This window comes from Mycobacterium parascrofulaceum ATCC BAA-614 (assembly GCF_000164135.1).
In the GTDB taxonomy this organism is placed as follows: Bacteria; Actinomycetota; Actinomycetes; order Mycobacteriales; family Mycobacteriaceae; genus Mycobacterium; species Mycobacterium parascrofulaceum.
This window is the reverse complement of record NZ_GG770553.1, coordinates 1,926,334-1,944,248: the sequence shown is the minus strand read 5'-3', so window position 1 is coordinate 1,944,248 and position 17,915 is coordinate 1,926,334. Positions and strand designations below refer to the sequence as shown.

General features: G+C 70.1%; 21 protein-coding genes. 6 read left to right on the top strand and 15 right to left on the bottom strand.

The features are described from left to right. The 4 genes from HMPREF0591_RS09155 to HMPREF0591_RS09140 all read left to right on the top strand — a co-directional run. Positions 1-879 (top strand): dihydrolipoamide acetyltransferase family protein (locus HMPREF0591_RS09155; protein WP_007168210.1); only part of this gene is annotated, 879 nt, incomplete at its 5' end. A 6-nt stretch (positions 880-885) separates the two neighbouring features. Next, complete coding sequence (locus tag HMPREF0591_RS09150) at positions 886-1,137, top strand: acyl carrier protein (RefSeq protein ID WP_007168209.1); 252 nt, start codon at positions 886-888, stop codon at positions 1,135-1,137. A gap of 56 nt (positions 1,138-1,193) precedes the next feature. Then, positions 1,194-2,174 (top strand): Acg family FMN-binding oxidoreductase, encoded by a 981-nt coding sequence (locus HMPREF0591_RS09145; protein WP_007168208.1) that lies wholly within the window; start codon positions 1,194-1,196, stop codon positions 2,172-2,174. Positions 2,175-2,299: 125 nt separating this feature from the next. Beyond that, entirely contained in the window at positions 2,300-2,719 is a 420-nt protein-coding gene (locus HMPREF0591_RS09140; protein ID WP_007168207.1) for a pyridoxamine 5'-phosphate oxidase family protein, read from the top strand. Here the strand turns inward: HMPREF0591_RS09140 and HMPREF0591_RS09135 are convergent. From HMPREF0591_RS09135 to HMPREF0591_RS09110, 6 genes are all read right to left on the bottom strand, one after another. Further along, entirely contained in the window at positions 2,679-4,100 is a 1,422-nt protein-coding gene (locus tag HMPREF0591_RS09135) for a bifunctional lysylphosphatidylglycerol flippase/synthetase MprF (protein WP_007168206.1), read from the bottom strand. The two genes, HMPREF0591_RS09140 and HMPREF0591_RS09135, sit on opposite strands and share 41 nt — an antisense overlap. 29 nt (positions 4,101-4,129) lie before the next feature. Further along, positions 4,130-4,921, bottom strand: a complete 792-nt coding sequence (locus HMPREF0591_RS09130; RefSeq protein WP_007168205.1) for a universal stress protein — start codon at positions 4,919-4,921, stop codon at positions 4,130-4,132. A 34-nt stretch (positions 4,922-4,955) separates the two neighbouring features. Continuing rightward, positions 4,956-5,600 (bottom strand): hypothetical protein, encoded by a 645-nt coding sequence (locus HMPREF0591_RS09125; protein ID WP_007168204.1) that lies wholly within the window; start codon positions 5,598-5,600, stop codon positions 4,956-4,958. Positions 5,601-5,689: 89 nt separating this feature from the next. Continuing rightward, positions 5,690-6,490 carry a ribosome hibernation promotion factor gene (locus HMPREF0591_RS09120; RefSeq protein ID WP_007168203.1) on the bottom strand — a complete coding sequence of 267 codons (801 nt, stop codon included), beginning with the start codon at positions 6,488-6,490 and terminating at the stop codon, positions 5,690-5,692. A gap of 46 nt (positions 6,491-6,536) precedes the next feature. Beyond that, positions 6,537-7,586 carry an acyltransferase family protein gene (locus tag HMPREF0591_RS09115; protein ID WP_007168202.1) on the bottom strand — a complete coding sequence of 350 codons (1,050 nt, stop codon included), beginning with the start codon at positions 7,584-7,586 and terminating at the stop codon, positions 6,537-6,539. 166 nt (positions 7,587-7,752) lie between these two features. After that, on the bottom strand, positions 7,753-8,238 hold the full coding sequence (locus tag HMPREF0591_RS09110) for a flavodoxin family protein (RefSeq protein ID WP_040621480.1): 486 nt from the start codon (positions 8,236-8,238) through the stop codon (positions 7,753-7,755). Positions 8,239-8,647: 409 nt separating this feature from the next. Between HMPREF0591_RS09110 and HMPREF0591_RS09100 the strand changes: the two genes are divergently transcribed. Together HMPREF0591_RS09100 and HMPREF0591_RS09095 are read left to right on the top strand one after the other, a co-directional pair. Next, positions 8,648-10,048 (top strand): trypsin-like peptidase domain-containing protein, encoded by a 1,401-nt coding sequence (locus tag HMPREF0591_RS09100; protein ID WP_007168198.1) that lies wholly within the window; start codon positions 8,648-8,650, stop codon positions 10,046-10,048. Between the two features lie 16 nt (positions 10,049-10,064). Next, positions 10,065-10,469: a DUF302 domain-containing protein gene (locus tag HMPREF0591_RS09095; protein WP_007168197.1), complete on the top strand. Its 405-nt coding sequence runs from the start codon at positions 10,065-10,067 to the stop codon at positions 10,467-10,469. Here the strand turns inward: HMPREF0591_RS09095 and HMPREF0591_RS09090 are convergent. The 9 genes from HMPREF0591_RS09090 to HMPREF0591_RS09050 all read right to left on the bottom strand — a co-directional run. Beyond that, positions 10,420-10,914 carry a hydrogenase maturation protease gene (locus HMPREF0591_RS09090; RefSeq protein WP_007168196.1) on the bottom strand — a complete coding sequence of 165 codons (495 nt, stop codon included), beginning with the start codon at positions 10,912-10,914 and terminating at the stop codon, positions 10,420-10,422. The genes HMPREF0591_RS09095 and HMPREF0591_RS09090 overlap by 50 nt on opposite strands. After that, positions 10,911-12,203: a Ni/Fe hydrogenase subunit alpha gene (locus HMPREF0591_RS09085; protein WP_007168195.1), complete on the bottom strand. Its 1,293-nt coding sequence runs from the start codon at positions 12,201-12,203 to the stop codon at positions 10,911-10,913. The genes HMPREF0591_RS09090 and HMPREF0591_RS09085 overlap by 4 nt, the downstream gene beginning before the upstream one ends. Further along, on the bottom strand, positions 12,200-12,958 hold the full coding sequence (locus HMPREF0591_RS09080) for an NADH-quinone oxidoreductase subunit B family protein (protein ID WP_040621476.1): 759 nt from the start codon (positions 12,956-12,958) through the stop codon (positions 12,200-12,202). The genes HMPREF0591_RS09085 and HMPREF0591_RS09080 overlap by 4 nt, the downstream gene beginning before the upstream one ends. Next, positions 12,958-13,794: an FAD/NAD(P)-binding protein gene (locus HMPREF0591_RS09075; protein WP_007168193.1), complete on the bottom strand. Its 837-nt coding sequence runs from the start codon at positions 13,792-13,794 to the stop codon at positions 12,958-12,960. Before HMPREF0591_RS09075 ends, HMPREF0591_RS09080 begins: the two co-directional genes overlap by 1 nt. Beyond that, positions 13,787-14,911 carry a 4Fe-4S dicluster domain-containing protein gene (locus HMPREF0591_RS09070; RefSeq protein ID WP_050790021.1) on the bottom strand — a complete coding sequence of 375 codons (1,125 nt, stop codon included), beginning with the start codon at positions 14,909-14,911 and terminating at the stop codon, positions 13,787-13,789. The genes HMPREF0591_RS09075 and HMPREF0591_RS09070 overlap by 8 nt, the downstream gene beginning before the upstream one ends. 59 nt (positions 14,912-14,970) lie before the next feature. Continuing rightward, positions 14,971-15,531, bottom strand: a complete 561-nt coding sequence (locus tag HMPREF0591_RS09065) for an Rv1733c family protein (RefSeq protein ID WP_007168191.1) — start codon at positions 15,529-15,531, stop codon at positions 14,971-14,973. 40 nt (positions 15,532-15,571) lie between these two features. Continuing rightward, a complete protein-coding gene (locus HMPREF0591_RS09060) occupies positions 15,572-16,570 on the bottom strand; it encodes an Acg family FMN-binding oxidoreductase (RefSeq protein WP_007168190.1) in 999 nt (332 codons plus the stop codon). 110 nt (positions 16,571-16,680) lie between these two features. Beyond that, the gene (locus tag HMPREF0591_RS09055; RefSeq protein ID WP_050790020.1) at positions 16,681-16,947 is read right to left on the bottom strand and encodes a hypothetical protein; all 267 of its coding nucleotides are present in this window, start codon (positions 16,945-16,947) and stop codon (positions 16,681-16,683) included. 86 nt (positions 16,948-17,033) lie between these two features. Next, positions 17,034-17,915, bottom strand: an 882-nt coding sequence (locus tag HMPREF0591_RS09050; protein ID WP_007168188.1) for a cation:proton antiporter, incomplete at its 5' end; no start/stop codon positions are given.

Genomic DNA, 17,915 nt, shown 5'->3' with positions numbered 1-17,915 from the left:
GCTCCCCTGGCCGCCCCGGGGCGGCGCCGCTGGGTGTCGCCCGCCGCCCGGCGGTTGGCGACGTCGCTGGGCGTGAACATCGACGCGGTGAGCGGCACCGGGCCGCAGGGGGCGGTCACCATCAACGACGTCGAGCACGCCGCGGCCGCCAAGCCGGCCGCGCCCAAGCCCGTCGCCCAGCCGGGAACCAAGCCGACGGCGGCCGACCGCGCGCAGCAGATGCGGAAGTCGATCGCGGCGGCGATGAGCCGGTCCAAGCGCGAGATCCCGCACTACTACCTCGCCGAAGAGATCATGCTGGAGAAGTCGCTGTCCTGGCTGACGACGAGGAACGCCCAGCGATCCATCGACGAACGCGTCCTGCCGGCCGTCCTGCTGTTGAAGGCCGTCGGCGTCGCCGCCCAGCGCTTCGGCGAGTTCAACGGATTCTGGCGCGAAGACGGATTCGAGCCGGCGAACGGCGTGCACGTCGGTGTCGGGATCTCGCTGCGCGGCGGCGGCCTCGTCGCGCCGGCCATCCACGACGTGCCGGAGAAGAAGCTGGACGAATTGATGGACGACCTCACCGATCTGGTGGCGCGGGCACGGTCGTTCTCGCTGCGCAGTTCGGAGATGTCCGACCCGACCATCACGGTCACCAACCTCGGCGACCAAGGCGTCGACGCGGTCTTCGGCGTCATCTATCCGCCGCAGGTCGCGATCGTCGGTTTCGGCCAGCCGGCCGAGCGGGTCTGCGTCATCGACGGCGGGATCCGGGTCGTCACCACGGTCCAGGGCACGCTCGCCGCCGACCACCGCGCCAGCGACGGGCACCGGGGCGCGCTCTTCCTCGCCGCGATCAACGAGCTGCTCCAGCAGCCCGACCTCCTAGAAAAGTGAGGCGCAATGACCAATGAAGACACTCGTGCCGTGGTGCTGTCGGTGCTGACGAGCATCGCCCCGGAAGTCGACCCCGAAGACATCGCCGACGACGTGCTGCTGCGCGACCAGGTCGACCTGGATTCCATGGACTGGCTGAGCTTTTTGCGCGGGATTCACAAGCGCCTGCACGTGGACATCCCCGAATCGGATTACGCGTCGCTGCGGACACTGGCCGACGTCGTCAACTACGTGCAGACCAACGCGTCCACGGTATAGGCCGGGCGGGGCAAGGGGCGCACCGCTTTTCGGTGCGCACTGAAACAGGGGGTTGCATGATGGCAGGGCCGCCGGACAACGACGTGCTGAAGAGGGCGGTGCTGCTCGCGTGCCGCGCCCCCTCGGTGCACAACAGTCAGCCCTGGCGCTGGGTCGCCGAGGGTGGCGCCCTGCGCCTGTTCGTCGACCGGCACCGCGCGATACCGGCCACCGACCATTCCGGCCGGGAAGTGATCCTGTCCTGCGGCGCCGTCCTGGACCACCTGTGCGTCGCGATGACCGCGGCGGGCTGGGATCCGAAAGTGGTGCGGTTCCCGGACCCCGGCGACCCCGACCAGCTGGCCTCGGTGACCTTCAGCCCCTCAGAACACGTCACCGAGTCCCAGCACCGCCTCGCCGAGGCGATCCTGCAGCGCCACACCGACCGGCTCCCGCTGGGACGCCCCACGTACTGGGACCTGTTCGAACCGGCATTGCGCGGCACCTTCGACGACGCGCAGGTCGCCCTGGACGTGCTGCCCGACGACGCGCGGCCCCTGCTGGTGGAGGCGTCGCAACTCACCGAGGAGCTTCGTCGCGACGACTACTATTATCACGCCGAACTCGATTGGTGGACTTCGTCTTTCGTGCTGGCCGAGGGAATGCCGCCGAGCGCGCTGGCCTCCGACAAGGAGAGCTGGCGGGTGGACGTGGCCCGCAGCTTCCCGGTCAGGAGCCACGCGGACCGGCGCGGCGAGGTCAAGGTCGACTGGGCGAAGATTCTGGTGCTGTCGACCCCCGACGACGCCAGGGCCGACGTGCTGCGGTGCGGCGAGGTGTTGTCGACGGTGTTGCTCGAATCCACGGTGGCCGGGATGGCGACCTGTCCGCTCACCCATCTGATCGAACTCGAGGAGAGCCGGGAGATCGTGCGCGCGCTGATCGGCGGGCGCGGCGAGCCCCAGGTGTTGGTGCGCGTGGGGATCGCCCCGCCGCTGGAACACCTCCCGGCGGCAACACCACGACGCCCGTTGGGCGATGTGCTGCAGATCCGCTAGCGCGACGGTGCGGTCGAGCGGGCAGACAACGTTGGTCCCCGCCCGCCGGGACTTTCGGCCGACGCCGCGCGTGGGCTCCCGCAATACCATCGAGTGTGTAGTGCCGATCGACGAAGGGATGACTGATGTCGCTGACCGATAGTGGGGTTTCCGTCCTGCCGGTGACCGAATGCTGGGACCTGCTGGCGGGGGTGACGCTGGGGCGCCTGGTGACCAGCGTCGGCGGGCAGCCCGAGATCTTCCCGGTCAACTACGTCGTCCAGCGCCAGACCATCCTGTTTCGCACCGCGGAGGGCACCAAGTTGGTCAGCACGGCGATCAACAACCGGGTGCTGTTCGAGGTCGACGACCACAATGTCTCCGAGGGTTGGAGCGTGATCGTCAAGGGCACCGCGCGCTCCCTCCGGTCCAACGAGGACCTCGAGGAGGCCGAACGCGCCCAGGTGCTGCCCTGGACGGCGGGCGCCGAGAAGTCGCACTACGTGCGGATCGTCCCGGAGACCGTCACGGGCCGCCGCTTCCGCTTCGGTTCACCGGTGGAGTGACCGCCGCTAGCCCGCCCCGCATGCGGCGCGGGCGCGGCACGAACTCCAGGGACAGCAACACCAGCAGCGCGGCCGGAATGTGGTGGACGCACAACACCACGTAGCGCCGCTCGGACAACGCGTGGAACTTGCGCAGGTAGCGGTAGAGGGACTCCAGCCGGATCAGTGGGTCCAGCAGGTGGATGAGCCGAAGCGCGGTCCGCTGCAGCGGCCCGGGCCGGGCGGCTTCGAAGATTTCGGGGAACGCCGCGAACGCCAGCGAAAGGCGCTGTCCGCCAGTGCTTGCGGCGTGGGCGATCATGTCGACGGTGAGCCGCTCGTCGACACCGTTGGGGGCGTCCGGGCGGCGGAACGGCACGTCGAGGCTGACCTCGGACCCCCCGCCGGCGGTCAGGTACCGGTGAAACGCGACCGCCCGGCCGCGCCCGTCGCGCGCGATGGCCAACTCGACGCCGGGGAAGCGCCCCTGCAGCGCACCGTCGAGGTTCATGCAGAAGCCGCGGTCGGTGCGCACCGCGCGGTGCGCGGCGTACAACACCTCGGTCAGCTCCGCCAGCGTCGTGCCGCCGAGTCGTTGTTCGTCGACGATCTCGGTGGTGACGCCGCAGTTGTGCGTGCGTTGCACGGCCTGGCGCAGGTTGCGAAAGCGGCGCCCCCGCAGGGTGAAGCGGCGGACGTCGACGACGACGTCGCGGCCGATCGGCACCGACAGCATCGGCTGGCCCACCGTGTCCCTGCGCCACAACCGAAGGTGGCGCTCCCCGGCGGCCAACACGATGATCTGCCAGCCCCGGCCGCGGCACATGCGGACGAAATCGGCCACCAGCGCGCCGAATTCCGCCGCATCGCCGATCGGGTCGCCGCTGACCACGGCGAACCCGAGCCGCGTGCGGAAGGCGATGGCGGCGGTGCCGCCGGTGCTGAAGTGATAGCTCTTGGACGAGTGCATGGCGAACGGCGCCAACGGATCCCCCCGGGTGGCGTCGACCAGCGCCCACACCCGGCCCAGCAGCTCCGGCTGCGGTCTGGCCGTGGTGGGCGACATCAGGGCGAGCCCGCTGCAGGCGATCAGCACGTTGCCCAGCACCGCCCAGGACAGGAAATGGGCGCCCAACCCGGCGGCCACCCCGGCGGCCGCGTACGTCGCGTGCGCGGCGGTCACCGGCCGGCCGAGGAAGATTCCGCGGGCGATCAGCGCGACGGCGCCCAGGAGCGCCACCGACCAGCCGAACCGGCCCGGCCCCGCGCGTTCGTAGCCGAGATATTCGCGGGCACCCAGCGCCGTCAACCAAACCAGGACGCCGAACAGCAGCAGCACGCTGAGGACCCGCGCCGCCGGGACATCGGCCCCGACCAGAACGCGTTCCCTGCCCCGCACCACGCCGGCGCTCTTCGGCTTCAGAATGGCCCCTAGCGCACCACGAGCACCGAGCAGTCGGGGTGGCGGAAGAGCGGATGCCCCTGCGGCCCGACCAATTGCGCCAATTGATTGGCCTCGTCGCCGCCGATCACGGCGAGCTGGACTCGTTCGTCGTTCGCACTGAGGTAACCGGCGATGGCTTGCTTCGTGGTGATCGGGTAGACCCGCACCTCGGGATAGCGCTCCCGCCATTGCGCTACCCGGCGCTCGAATGCGCCGTCGGCGTGCTCGGTGAGTTCTTCGGGCCGGCCGCCGAGGACCAGCATCGGAGCGTTGCGCAACTTCGCCTCCGCCGCAGCGCACTTCACGACGGCGTCGTTGCCGGGCGCGTCCGTCATCCGGACCACGATCCAGTTGATGTCCGGGGGCGGGCGGTCGGAGCCGGTCCGCACGACCGCGACCGGGCAGCGCGCCTTCTCCACGAGTTCCGTCGCCGTCGAACCGACGATGGAGCGGGCGTAGCGGCCGATGCCGACGCATCCGACGCAGATCATCTCGGCGTCCGGGGACGCCTCCAGCAGCACGGCACCGGCGGGGCCGCGCGGCACGGTCGTCTCGACCGTGACGGCCTTACCGGTGGCCTCGACCGCGGATCGCGCCTCGAGGAGCGACTTCTCGGCGTGCGCGACGTCGCGCTCGTAGTCTTCCGGCGACTCGTGCGCCGGCTTGACGACGGAGATGAGACGCAGCGGCACGCCGCGGGAGATCGCCTCGTCGACACCCCACAGCGCGGCCGCGACGGCCGCCGATGAACCGTCGATTCCCACCAGGATTGGTTTCATCGTCGGGCCTTTCGCAGTCGAAATTGGGCAGGTGTCAACGCGTCTCGACGGACCGGCGGATCGGCGCCACCGGGGCGAACCGCTCCGCCCGGCGCTTGGTCGCCAGCAACAACGCGCGGGTCCCGAGCGCCACCAACGGCCTGGCCAGTTCCATCACGAACACCTCACCCGGGTAGCGCAGCGCGATCCGCGCGCGGGCCAGGAGTCGGACGCGGTCCTCCCAGTGTGGCTGCAGGTGAAAAGACAAGACGACGTTCCAGCGCGGCTCGGCGCGGATGGCGTTGAGCACGACGTACTTTTCGGGCACCATCTCGGCGACCCGCAACGTCAAGCCGTCGGGAAACCCCGGCCAGCCGCCGGGAGCCAACCGGATCGCATCGCCGACCCGAAGCGCGTCGTTGCCGTTCTGCCCTATCGGGATTCTGATCCCCTGGTCGCCGTAGCGCTCCGCCCGATCCTGACCCAACTGCACGAGCCAGGACCAGACCGTCGCCGCGGTCGCGTCGATGTCGACCGCCTCGGTCGTCTGCACCGCCGGATCGCTCACCAAGGCGTCGCCCGGGACCCTCATCTGCGACTCCGCCTTGGTCGCGCCCCAGTTGCGGTAGTACCTGCGCGCGCCGTACAGGACGGTGAGCAGCGCGGCGGTTCGGGCGAGCCGCCTCGTCGTGTTGGCCATGGCGCCAGTCTGCGCGGACCGCCCCGCCGCCCACAGGGTCCTTGGTCCTTGGCGGGCGCGCCGATGTGCCCTGGGCGCTGTCGGGCGCGCTACCCGGCGGGGGTGATCAAGCCGTAATGCCCGTCGTAGCGGTGGTACAACACGCCGGCGCAGCCATAGTCGGCGTGGATGAAGAACAGGAACGGCAGACCGAGCATGACCAGCCGGTCGGCGGCGCCCGCTTCGGTGAGACACGGGAGCGGTTGCCGGCTGACGGTCACGGGTAGCGCGTGCGGGCTCACTCGATCGGCGAGCTCCGGCGCCGCCAGTGCCAGGCGGTGACCGGTCGGCCCGGCGCGGTAGAGCACGCTGGCGACGCCGGTGCCCTCCTCGGTGAACAGGTGAAAGTCGTAGTCGAGCAGCTCCATTTCGCGCGCGGCGTCGTCGAGGGTGCAGGGCGCCATCGTGAACGACTTACGCCGGATGACCCGGCGCTGGTCCGCCGGGCGGGGGAAGTAGTGCGGCCGCCGCGCCGGCTGCGACTCGTGCCGCCATTCGCCGGGCCGGGCCGGTGGCTCGCCGCGGCGGGCTTCCCGGTGTTCGGCGGCGCGTTCGAGCCCGCGGCGCAGCCGCGCGGCGAGCAGGTCGACCGCTTCGCGGGCCGTGTCGGCCTGGACCTGGGCGCGGACGGGCCGGCCGTCGACGTCGAGGTTGGCCTGCGCGACGACGGGACGCTGCACCGCCGGATCGCGATGCCTGGTGAGCCGGACGCGGGCGTGCAGCACGGGCCGGCCGGCGTGCCGGGTGAGCTCACCGATCTTGTCGCGCGCGTACTCGGCCGCCGCGGGCAGATCCTCCCGCGGCGTGACCTGGACGTCGATCCGCTGTGGCGAGGTAGCTCTGTGCCGCATAGCTCAGTGCTACGTCACCGAACCGGTTGCGGGACAGGGCCAAAGGTCATCGGGCTTCCTGCAGCTGGCGAGCCGGTTTGGTCGCCTTCAGCCGCAGTGCCGGTTTCTCGATGGCGAACCAACTTGCCGCGGCGAGCGGCACAGTGGCCGCGGTCGCCACCGCCGCGAAGATCAGCGGATTGAGGTGCCGCAGCCCGCAGATGACGAGAATCTGCTGAGTCGGCCATGCGTAGATGTACACGCCGTACGACAGGTCGTTGTGCAGGTGGATTCTGTGCAACAGGATGCCGGACGCGATGATGCCGTACGCCAGCGGCAGCGCACCGACGATCCGGTAGTCGGGCAGCAGCAGGCCGGACACCGCAACGATTGCGAAGCTCGCCGCAACCCAGGTCCATCGGGCGGGTATCGCATCGCGGAACTGGTAGAGCACGGCGCCGGCGGCGAACATGATCGTAAAGCGTGCAACGCACTGCGGGATGGTCCACGACAGCGGGTCCGTCATGGGTCCCAACAGCAGCGCCGCGACCACACCGATGATCAAGAGACCCAACGATGTCCACCGATTCTGCGCCAGGCCCGCGACACCGATGGCAAGCACTGCCAGGTAGCACATCACCTCGTAGATCAAGGTCCACAACGACGCGTTCCACACGCCGGGATGCGGGACGCCTTGCGGCGTATCGCCCACGTCGAGTTTGAGTTGCGCGATGGCGCCGTTGAACAGGACGAACTTCAGCGGTCCGCTGGAGTTCAGCAGACCCATCGCGGAACCCCCCTGAAGCGCGACACCGATCGGCGCGAAGACGAAAGCGGTGACGACCAAACAGGTGTAGAAACCCGGCAGGATGCGCAGCGCCCGGGCCCGCAGATACCGTCTCGGCTCCGGTCGGTTCAGCCAACTCGCGGCAACCAAGAAGCCGGACACCGCGAAAAACCCGTCCACGCCCACCGAGAACAAGAGCCGCTCCACGGCCGCCGACGAAACACGATGGCCGGTCACGGGAAACGAGTGCCAAAAAATCACCTCGACGGCCAGGACGAGCCGCCACAGGTTGAGGGCATTACGGCGCCGGTCGAAACTCGCTCCGATCACGCATGCCTCCCTCCGAGGGGCCTTCGGGGCCTTGGACGCGTCGGTCTCGCGCGCACAGCGCGGCTGCTGCTGACGCTAGGACCGCGGAGGTCGGGCGGGCAGCGGCCGAAAGTCCCCACCCGCCCGACCGAAGGACCCTTCTCCGCCTCGGCGCCGGCCCGCCGCGTTACGACGCCGCCGGGGAGCCCGCGGCGCGCTTGCGCACCCGAGCGGCGAACGCGGCGGCCCGATCGAGGTCGTGAACGTTGGGCCGCCCCCGGTTGATGCCGCCGATGAATCCGAACGGACCAACGGTGTCGAAGCCCCGGCACGAGAACGACCCGATGACCTCGAAGCCCTTGCCCTCGAGCTTGTCCCGGAGCGGCCGGTGATACCCCAGCAGCGGGATCTCGCGTGCGCCGCTGGTGAAGAACGTGAACGCCGCGATGTGGTGGTCGGCGGCCGGGAGTTGCCGGATGAGTTTGCGCAGCCGCGCATCCGCCATCATGTAGTAGACGCCCGAACCGAACCCGATGAGGTCGTAGTCGCGAACGATCTCCGGACCGACCGACTCGGGCGTCACGACCTCGGCATCCAGCACCTCGGCCATTCGATCGGCTACCAGGCGGGTGTTGCCGTGTGACCTCGACGCGCACACGATGAGCGACCTCATGGCCCAACTCCTTCCCGGCTCGGACAGCTCCATGCTGCGCGTTGACCCGCGAGCCGAGAAGGGCGCAAAGGCACGGCGGTTGGGGGCCTTGGTCACTTCGGCCGATCACCGGGCGGCGCCGGAGACGGCGGGCAAACGGAGGTCCCTTGGGGTCGGGACTTCGGTCCCTATCGACTTCCCTTGCGAACAGCTCAAATGAGGTTGTGACTCTGAGGGCTCCCGCGGCGGAGCGAAACGACGTGGCATCCGTTGCCGGTGCAGAAGTGATCTTCCTCGAGCTCCATCCGGCGTGGATATCGGCGCGCCGGCAGGCGGCGGAACTCGTCGAGGCGATGGCCCGCCATCCGTCCTCGGCGGCCCCACCGCGCTTCGCCCGGCCCCGGACCGGGCGGTCCCGGCCGTGACCGGGATGTCGGCGGGCGCGGCGGCCCGCAAGCTGACGACGGTGGCGGCGGCCGCACTCGCGGTCTGGGCCGGCGCTCCGGGCATGGCGGCCGCCGACGACGGGCGTCCGCAAGCCAAGCCCGAGGAACGGGCGGCGGCCCTGATCCGACCGTCCATCATGTATCTCGCCGGGGAAGGCTACGGCCTGGTCCGGCTGCCCACCGGTGAGATCCTGTCCCAATTCGGGCGGGGCTCGAGCATGCCGTTCCTGGCCACCTGGAATTGCACGGCGTTCGTGGTCAACCCCGACGGCTGGGTGGCGACCGCGGGCCACTGCGTCGACCCGGCGAGCGCCACGGTCCTGATTCTCAAGCGGGCCGCAGAGGAATACCGCAACGAGTTCCCCGATGCGCCCGAATCAAGCGATTCCGCAACCACTTTGGAGTGGCTGCAGAAGAACGCGCGGGTGGAGGGCGACACGCCGGGCCAGGGCCCGCACGTGAGCGTCACCCTGATGTCCGGTTCGGGAACCAAACTCACCGACAAGGTGGCCGCCAACGTCGTCGACTTCCGGCCCCTGGGCAAGGGCGACGCGGCCCTGCTCAAGGTCGCCAAGCACAACCTCCCGTCGTCCGAACTCGATACCGACGCCGACGTCACCATCGGTACGCCAGTCCTGGCGGTGGGCTTCCCGGAAAGCACCCAGAACGTCACCGGCGCTTCGTTGGACCCCACCTACAAGAGCGGCACGGTCAGCAAGAAGTCCGTCGCGGGAACGAACCCCGCGTACGAGGTCGATGCCGCGATGACGGACGGCATGAGCGGAGGCCCGACGATCGACCTCAACGGCAAGGTGGTCGGCCTGAACAGCTTCGCACCCGTCGGCGAGACGCAGCCGTTCAATTTCGTCGCGCCCGCCGACGGCGTGGCCGCCATGCTGGCCGGCAAGGGCGTCAAGTCGATGCTGGGCCCCGCCGACCGGATCTACCGCAGAGGGCTGACCGACTTCTACGCGGGTCGCTACACCGATGCGATCGACGAGTTCGACCAGACCCTGGCCATGTCGCCCGGCTACCCCGGCCTGGACGACCTCAAGACGCTCGCGGTCAATCTGCGCCAGCAGTACGGCGATTCGTCGTCGCTGAGCGGCACGAACCTGTTGTGGTACATCGTCATCAGCGTGGCGTCGGTCCTGGGCCTGGGCGCGGCCCTGACGTTCCTGGGGCTCCGGATGCAGCGTCCCGGTCACCCGGCACCCGAGGCGCAACCGCTTCGTCTGATGCCCCGGCACGAGGCGGCGGCCGAGGAACCGCATTTCTGCGCACATTGCGGAGCCGAGCATCATCCGGCCGAACGGTTCTGCCCGAACTGCGGCAAGCACATCGAACTTCCGGCCCCGGCCCGGGGGACCGGGCTGATATCTTGACCGACGGCGAATCGCGATGAGCGCGGGCCTTTCGACCCGACTGACGACCCGGTTCGACGACGCCGTGAACCGTACCCGAAACGCCCTGGCACAGAACGGATTCAGCGTGCTCACCGAAGTCGACATCCGGGCCGAACTGCAGGACCGGCTCGGCGTGGAGATGGAAGACTACCTGATCCTCGGCGCGTGCAACCCGGCCCTGGCGCATCGGGCCATCAGCCTCGATCGAGAGATCGGCCTGCTGCTGCCGTGCAATGTGTTGGTGCGCGCCGACCCGGGTGAACCGGGCACGGTGATCGTCGACGCGATGAACCCCGGGCTACTGATCGAGGTCACCGGCGAGGCGTCCCTGATCACCGTCGCCGCCGAGGTCACCGACAGTCTGCGTGCGGCGATCGCTGCGCTGACCGAAAGCGATTGATCTCGGCGGCGACCATCCCGACCACTACCGGAACCGCCCGTTCGACCCGCGGGGTCAGCCCGGCCCCCGGGCCGGTGTCTTCCGTTTCGACGGCGAAGACCACACCCGCGCCGGGTAGCCGTCCAAGCTCGCGAGCCAGCGCGTGCGTGCGGCCGATGTCGATGCTGTGCGAGCTCAATCCGTCCGCCTCGGTAGGCAGCTCGTCCAGGCGGTACCGATGAATCCGGCCGGGAGTCGCCGGCGTGACGGTCGCCGCGTCGATGATCACGGCCAACCCGGCGCCGGTCCACGCCTCGAGAACACCTATCGGTTCCGCGATGCCGGTCGTCACGACGACGTTGGGCCACGCCAGCTCCGCCAACGCGTCGGCGGCGACGACGCCGACGCCGTCGTCGCGGCGAAGGCAGTTGCCGAGCCCGATAACGGCGACCCCGCCACCCGTCATCGCCGCTGCACCGTCAGCTTCAAAAAGTGCGCCGAACACGAGATGCACGGGTCGTAGCTGCGGATCAGCTGTTCGCACAGCCCGGTCAGCGCGGCATCGTCGAGCGCGAGGTTGTCCGACACCAGGTCGGCCAGGTCGGCTTCGATGGCCCCCTGATTCTGCGACGTCGGCGGGACGATCGTCGCGTCGGACACCAGCCCCTGCTCGTCGATGCGATACCGGTGATACAGCAGGCCGCGCGGCGCCTCGCTGACCCCGTGGCCCACGCCGGCGCGGGCCGGGACGGGAACGAACGGGCGGGACGGGCGTTCGTATTCGCCGATGATGCGCAGCGCCTCCTCGATCGCGTAGACCACCTCAACGGCGCGGACGACGATGCTGCGGAACGGGTTTCGGCATTCACCGGACAGGCCGGCGCGGGCGGCCGCTTCGGCGGCGATCGGCGAGAGCGCAGCGGCATTCAACGAGAACCGGGCCAGCGGGCCGGTCAGGTGGCGACCCCCGTCGAGCGTCGCGTGCAGGGCGGTGGAGTGCGGCAGCTGCGACTCGGCGACGTGATCGGTGAAATCGGCCACCGGAAACGCGGGGCCGGCGCTGCGCGCGATCGCGCCGTTCTCGATCGGGTACACACCCGGCGCGGTGAGGGCCAGGAACTCGTGCTCGAGCTCGAGGTCGGGGAACTCGAAGCCCGACACCCACTCGACCGTCGCCACCGCCTCGTCCAGCGCGCGGCGCAACTGCTCCTCGATCGGCTTGAACTCGGATCGTGTTGGGACGGAATAGAACCCGCCCAGCCGGACATTGACGGGGTGAATGGCCCGGCCGCCGACGAACTCCATCAGCCGGTTGCCCGCCTTCTTCAGCGACAGCCCCCGCTCCACGACCTCGCGGTGATCGCGCGCCATGCCGACGATGTCGGGGTAGCCCAGGAAGTCCGGCGCGTGCAGCAGATAGATGTGCAGGGCGTGACTGTTGATCCATTCGCCGCAGTACAACAACCGCCGCAGCGCGACGAGCTCCTCGTCCACCCGGACGCCGCAGGCGTCCTCGATCGCGTTGCAGGCGCTGACCTGATAGGCGACCGGGCAGATGCCGCACACGCGCGCCGTCAGGTCGGGCGGCTCGGTGTGGGCGCGCCCGCGCAGGAACGCCTCGAAGAAGCGGGGCGGCTCGTAGATGTTGAGCTGCACACTCTGCAGCGCCCCGTCCCGCAGCGCGACGTGCAGCGCCCCTTCGCCTTCCACCCGGGTCAACGCGCCGACGCTCAGCGTGCGCTCGGACGAATTCACGGCTTGCTCCGTTCGGCGGTGAACGTGGCGACGTTGAACGTGGAGAACACCCGCTCGACGTCGCCGTCGGACATCCCGTCGCGGCGCAGCAGCGGGATCAGCGTCGCGGTCCGCGGCGCCGCCGACGGGCCGAAACAGCCGTAGCAGCCGCGGTGGTGGCTGGGACACAACGCCCCGCAGCCGGCGTGAGTCACCGGCCCCAGGCACGGAATCCCTTCGGCGACAACGACACACGTCACCCCACGGAGCTTGCACTCGGTGCACACCGTCTTGGCCGGCAGCCGCGGCTTGCGTCCGATCAGCAGGGCCGCCAGGGTGTCCAGCAGCTGGCCCCGGTCGATCGGGCAGCCCGGTAACTGGTAATCGACCTCGACGTGCGCCGACGCCGGCGTCGACGTCGCCAGCGTGTCGATGTATTCCGGCTTGGCATAGACGATGGAGGCGAACTCGGTGACGTCGGCGAAGTTGCGCAGCGCCTGCACGCCCCCGGCCGTGGCGCACGCCCCGATGGTGACCAACACCTTCGATTGCTGCCTGATCTCGTGGATGCGCCGCTCGTCGTGGCGGGTGGTGATCGACCCCTCCACCAGCGAGACGTCGTACGGCCCGTCGACGATCGCGCTGGACGCCTCGGCGAAGTTGGCGATCTGCACCTGGTCGGCGAGGGTGAGCAGCTCGTCCTCGCAATCCAGCAGGGTCAGTTGGCAACCGTCGCAGGAGGCGAACTTCCACACGGCCAGGGTGGGTTTGCCCATCACAGCTCCTTCACCCGCAGCAGCGGGCCGGCGACGTCGTAGCCGACCACCGGGCCGTCGCGGCACAACAGCAGGGGTCCCAGCTGGCAGTGCCCGCACATGGCGACCCCGCACTGCATGTTGCGCTCCAGCGACACCCGGATGTCCCGCGCGGCAATACCTTTGGTGAGCAAGGCTTCCGCGCCGAACCGGAGCATCGGCTCGGGGCCGCACAGGAATGCGGTGGTCCGCTCGGTGTCCAGCGCGAGCCGCCCCAGCGGCTCCGTCACCAGGCCCACCTCGCCGGCCCAGCCGGGTGTCTTGGCGTCGACGATCAGGTGCAGCTCGATCTGCGGGTCGTGCGACCACTTTTCGAGCTGGGCGGCGAAGACGAAATCGGCCTGCGACCGGGCGCCCACCACGAGCGTCACCTTGCCGTAGCGGTCGCGCTGGGCCAGCGCTCCCAGTATCGCCGGGCGCAACGGGCACAGGCCCACGCCGCCGGCGACCATCACCAAATCCCGCCCCGCGGCTTCCGCCAGCCCCCAGGTCGTGCCGAAGGGGCCGCGCACCCCGATCACGGAACCGGGCTGCGCGTCGTGCAGGGCGCGGCTCACCGCGCCGACCGCCCGCACCGTGTGCGTGATCGAGCCGTCGGTGACGGTGGGGTCACCGCTGATGGAAATGGCGGCCTCCCCCACCCCGAACGCGTAGAGCATCATGAACTCTCCGGGTTGCGGTGCGCGCAGCACCTCGCCGAGCGGTTCCAGGCACAGGGTCGCCGAATCGGGGCTTTCGACCACGCGGCTGCGCACCCGGTACGGGTTCGGCGCCATCACCGGGGCCGCGTCAGTCATCGCGCGCCATCTTGTTCATTTCCTCGGTGATGTCGATTCCCGTGGGACACCAGGCAATACACCGCCCGCATCCGACACACCCCGACATGTCGAACTGGTCGTGCCAGGTGCCGAGCTTGTGGGTCAGCCAATGCCGGTACCGCGAGGCGCCGGACTGGCGGACGCTGCCGCCGCCGTGGATGTAGGTGAAATCGGGCTCGAAGCACGACGCCCAGTTCTGCCAGCGTTCCGCGTGGTCGCCGGTCAGGTCGCTGACGTCTTCGGTGCTGGTGCAGAAGCAGGTCGGGCACACCATGGTGCAGTTGCCGCACGTCAGGCAGCGGCTGGCGACCTCCTCCCACTGCGGCGACTCGCGCGAACGAAACAGCAAGTCGCGCAGGTCGGTGTCCGGCATCTGGCGGCCCATCCGCTGCGACGCCGCCTGCACCGCGGCGCGCGCGGAACCGATCTCCGCGTCGTCGGCGGCCCGGTGCGGGACGGCCGCGAGCACGTCGGCGCCCTCCCGGGTGCCCACGTCGACCACGTAGGTCACGCCGTCGGCGTCGGGTCGCTCGGTCAGCGCCAGGTCGTACCCCGGGCCGGCGGCGGGGCCGGTGCCCATCGAGGCGCAGAAGCACAGCCCGCCGGGCTCCGTGCAATTGACCGCCACCACAAAGATCTGCCGGTGGCGGCGCACGAAGGAGGTGTCGGGGAACTGGCCGCGGCCGAGCACCCGGTCCAGGGTCGCGATCGCCGCCAGGTCGCACCCGCGCACCCCGAGGAAGGCGTACCGGGGGGCCGGCTCGTCCGCCTCGGCCTCGCTGAAGCCGTCCCGGGTGCCGGACCACAGCCGGCGTCGCGGCGGGTGCAGGAACTGCTTCCACGACTGCGGCCCCGACGAGTGCCCGAACGCGGCGTCGTCGTCGCGGCGGCGCACCCGGTAGTGGCCGGGGGCGACGTCGACGCCCCAGCCCCGCGGCAGATCGGCGGCGGACTGGAGTTCGTCGAGGACGATGGCGCTGTCCCGCAACGTCGGACCGATGACGCGGTAGCCGCGCTCGATGAGGACCTCGACGAGGCGGTGTAATCCGGCGGCGTCGAATGCGGCGGCACCGGGGCTCTCGGCGTTTCCGCTCATCGCCACATCATCCGCCGGTTCGCTTGTGCTGTATAGGGGTTGGGCCGCGGGGTCACCGGTCACGAGGCCTCCGCGAGGAACTCGATGTCGCGTTCCCACAGCTCGTCACGGATCCGATCCAGCCGCGACCGGACCACCGCGACCAGCGCCGACATCGCCATCGCCGCCCCCAGCGCGGTCACCACCGCCACCCCGACCGCCTCGGCGGCGGCGAGCCAGGTCGGGGTGGGCGGGACCACCGGATTGCCGTGGGCATCCACCCAGATTTCGACGGTTCCGCCCGCCTTGGCGTGTTCGGCCGTCTCCAATGTTCCGCTGCGTTCACCCCGCGGGCCCGGCCACTTCGCCTGCACGACGGTCACGCCCAAGTCCTCGGGCCGGGCGTCGATGACTGTGGCCATCAGCGGGTGCCGTTGGTGCGCCTCGTGGGTGTACACCCGATCCCGCGCGCTGTAGGTCGCCGCGCCGACCAGGCCGGCGACGGGAACGGCGATCAGGGACACCGCGAGCGCCACCAGGATGACCGCGGCTTCGATGCGGTCGGCGCGGCGGAGCAACGGGTTGCGGCCGAATACGCGGGCAATCCGCCAGCAGCGCGGGTCCCAGGTGAAAATCTCCATGATGTCCTTTGCGCCGCAACCGTTTCAGGAATTCACCGTCTCAGTGGGCGACCTGGTGCTCGCGGTCGGCCACCCACTCCACGAAGTCGGCGAGTTCGCGCCGGGGTGTCGCCGGCAACGGGTCCGCGTTGATCGGCGCCCAGCCGACGCGCAACAGCATCTGGGGATAGTTGCTGTCGCCGAAGATGTCGGCCTGCACCGCCGCGCGCGTTCCGGGCGTCTCCAACGGCTCGGTGACCGGGCAACTGACCAGCCCCAGCGACGTCGCGGTGAGGAGCACCACGCTGGTGGCCTCACCGGCGCGCAGCTGGGCCAGGCGGTCGTCGTTGCGGGTGCCCAGCGCCAGGACGACCGCGTTGTCGTCGGCCGATGACGAGTCCGGCGGCATCGGCAACACCGGGCCGGCGAAGTATCGACCGGGAATCTTGGCCGTCGGGTCCGGGGCGGGCGTGTTGCGCGCGGGGACGCCGGCCACCGACGCGTAGCGGCCGCTCCACGCCGTCAGCTCGGCGAGGTAGTCCTCGTTCAAGTGGTCGCGCACGGACTTCGCCACGATCTTGCGCAGGTTGTCGAGGTCTTCGACCTGGCACAGCGTCACCCCGCTGCGGGCGGCCCGCGCCGCCATCAGGGCGACATCGCCCACGGGCACCGGCCAGGAGCTGTAGTAGCGCCGGTCGGTTCGCCGCCGCGGTATGGCCGCGGCCAGCGCGATATCGACCGTATCGGCGCGGTGCGGCGAGAGTTCGATGGCCGCCAGGTGGCTGGGGTCGGCGGGGTTCGGCAGCCGGGTCACCTTGGAAAGCCACCCGACCGCAGCAAGCGCGACGACGCAGTGATGCAGGGCCGCACCGCAACTCAACATCAGATCCCGGCCGTCCGGGTCGATGTTGGGCAGTTGCCGGCTGTCGTCGGCGTAGAGGTGCAGGCTCGCCGCGTCCACCCGCCACCGCCAGGGCTGGCTGTTGTGCACCGAAGGCGCCCGCGATGCCAAACTCAGGACCGTGCGGACGGTGCCGGCATCCGGAAAGCGGGTGTTCATGGCGGTCGTTCCCTTCGGTGTTGCGTCGTCTTGTCTACGATTGCGGATTGCGCACTGCCCCACGAGAGCACGACGGCTCTAGCCCAAGGGACTTTGGGCCAATCGCGCAGCTAGGCGGCCACCGCGATGACCACATCGACGGAGAGCTGATCGCCGATGGCGTAGGCCGCCGACCAGTCGCCGACGCACGCCGCCCGTGCCAGCTCCTCGACGAGGGGGCTGTGGGCGCCCAGCTCGGCCAGCCACGCCGAGACGATGGGTGCGATCTCATTGCCGGACACCCGGACGGTGCGCCCGCCGTGCAGCCGATCGGTGACGCGGTACATCGTCGCGGCGGGCACGGCCCGCAGGTGGTGGCGTCGTGTGGCGAACCTCATCACGGCCTCCTCGATCGAGCGTGACCTCCATCCGACCACCCTGACGGCCCGGACCACAGGGCCGAACGCAACGGGCGGCGAGTGCTTCAGTCGTGCTTTGGGGGATGCGGAGGTCCCGCCGCGGAAGGGCCATTGGTCACCTGGCGCCGCGACGCCAGCACGCCCGCGGCCGAGGTGGCGGCGATGGTCAGCAGGGCGCCGAACATCAACGCGGAGGCCTCGCCCGCGACCAGGAGATGCTCCTCGGTGCCGATGGTGGCCGCGGCGACCGGCACCCCGAGCTGCGCGGCCGACAGCACCGCCAGGCTGACCGGCTGGCCGAGCAGCCTGCCGGCGCAATGCGCCAGCACCGCACCGAAACCCAGTCCCGCGCCCAGCAGGATGAGTCTCGGGTGCGCACCCAGCTCGCGCACCTGCAGTGAAGCGCCCAGCCAGACGAAGAACAGCGGGCTGAAGAATCCCTCGGTGATGCCGAACAGCTGGCGCGCCAGCCGGCGCGGTTCACCGACCATGCCGACCACCAGACCCACCGCGAAGCCGGCCAGCATGACGGACACGTGCGTGCTGACCGCGAGCGCCGCCAGGGCGAACAGCACGACGAGGTTGGTCCGCAACTCCAGCGCGAACCGGTGGTTCTCCGAATAGACGTGCATGCGGCGGCGCCAGCTCTTGGCGTCGGATTGGCGCAGCGCCACGAACAGCACCACCGCGCACCCCGCCACCGCCAGCGCGCCGAGCGCGGCACTGGGCGCGCGCTGCAGGTCAATCACCAACGGCAGCAACATGATCGAGGCGGCGTCGGCCACCGCGATCTGCGCGGTCACCGCGATCACCTGGGGCCCGCGCAATCGCAGGGAATCCATCACCGGCAGCGCCAGCGCCGCCGACGACGAGGCCATCAACACCGCGTACATCGCCGCGTGGCCGGTTCCGAAGGCCGCCGCCAGGCCGGCGCCGAGCGCCGCCGC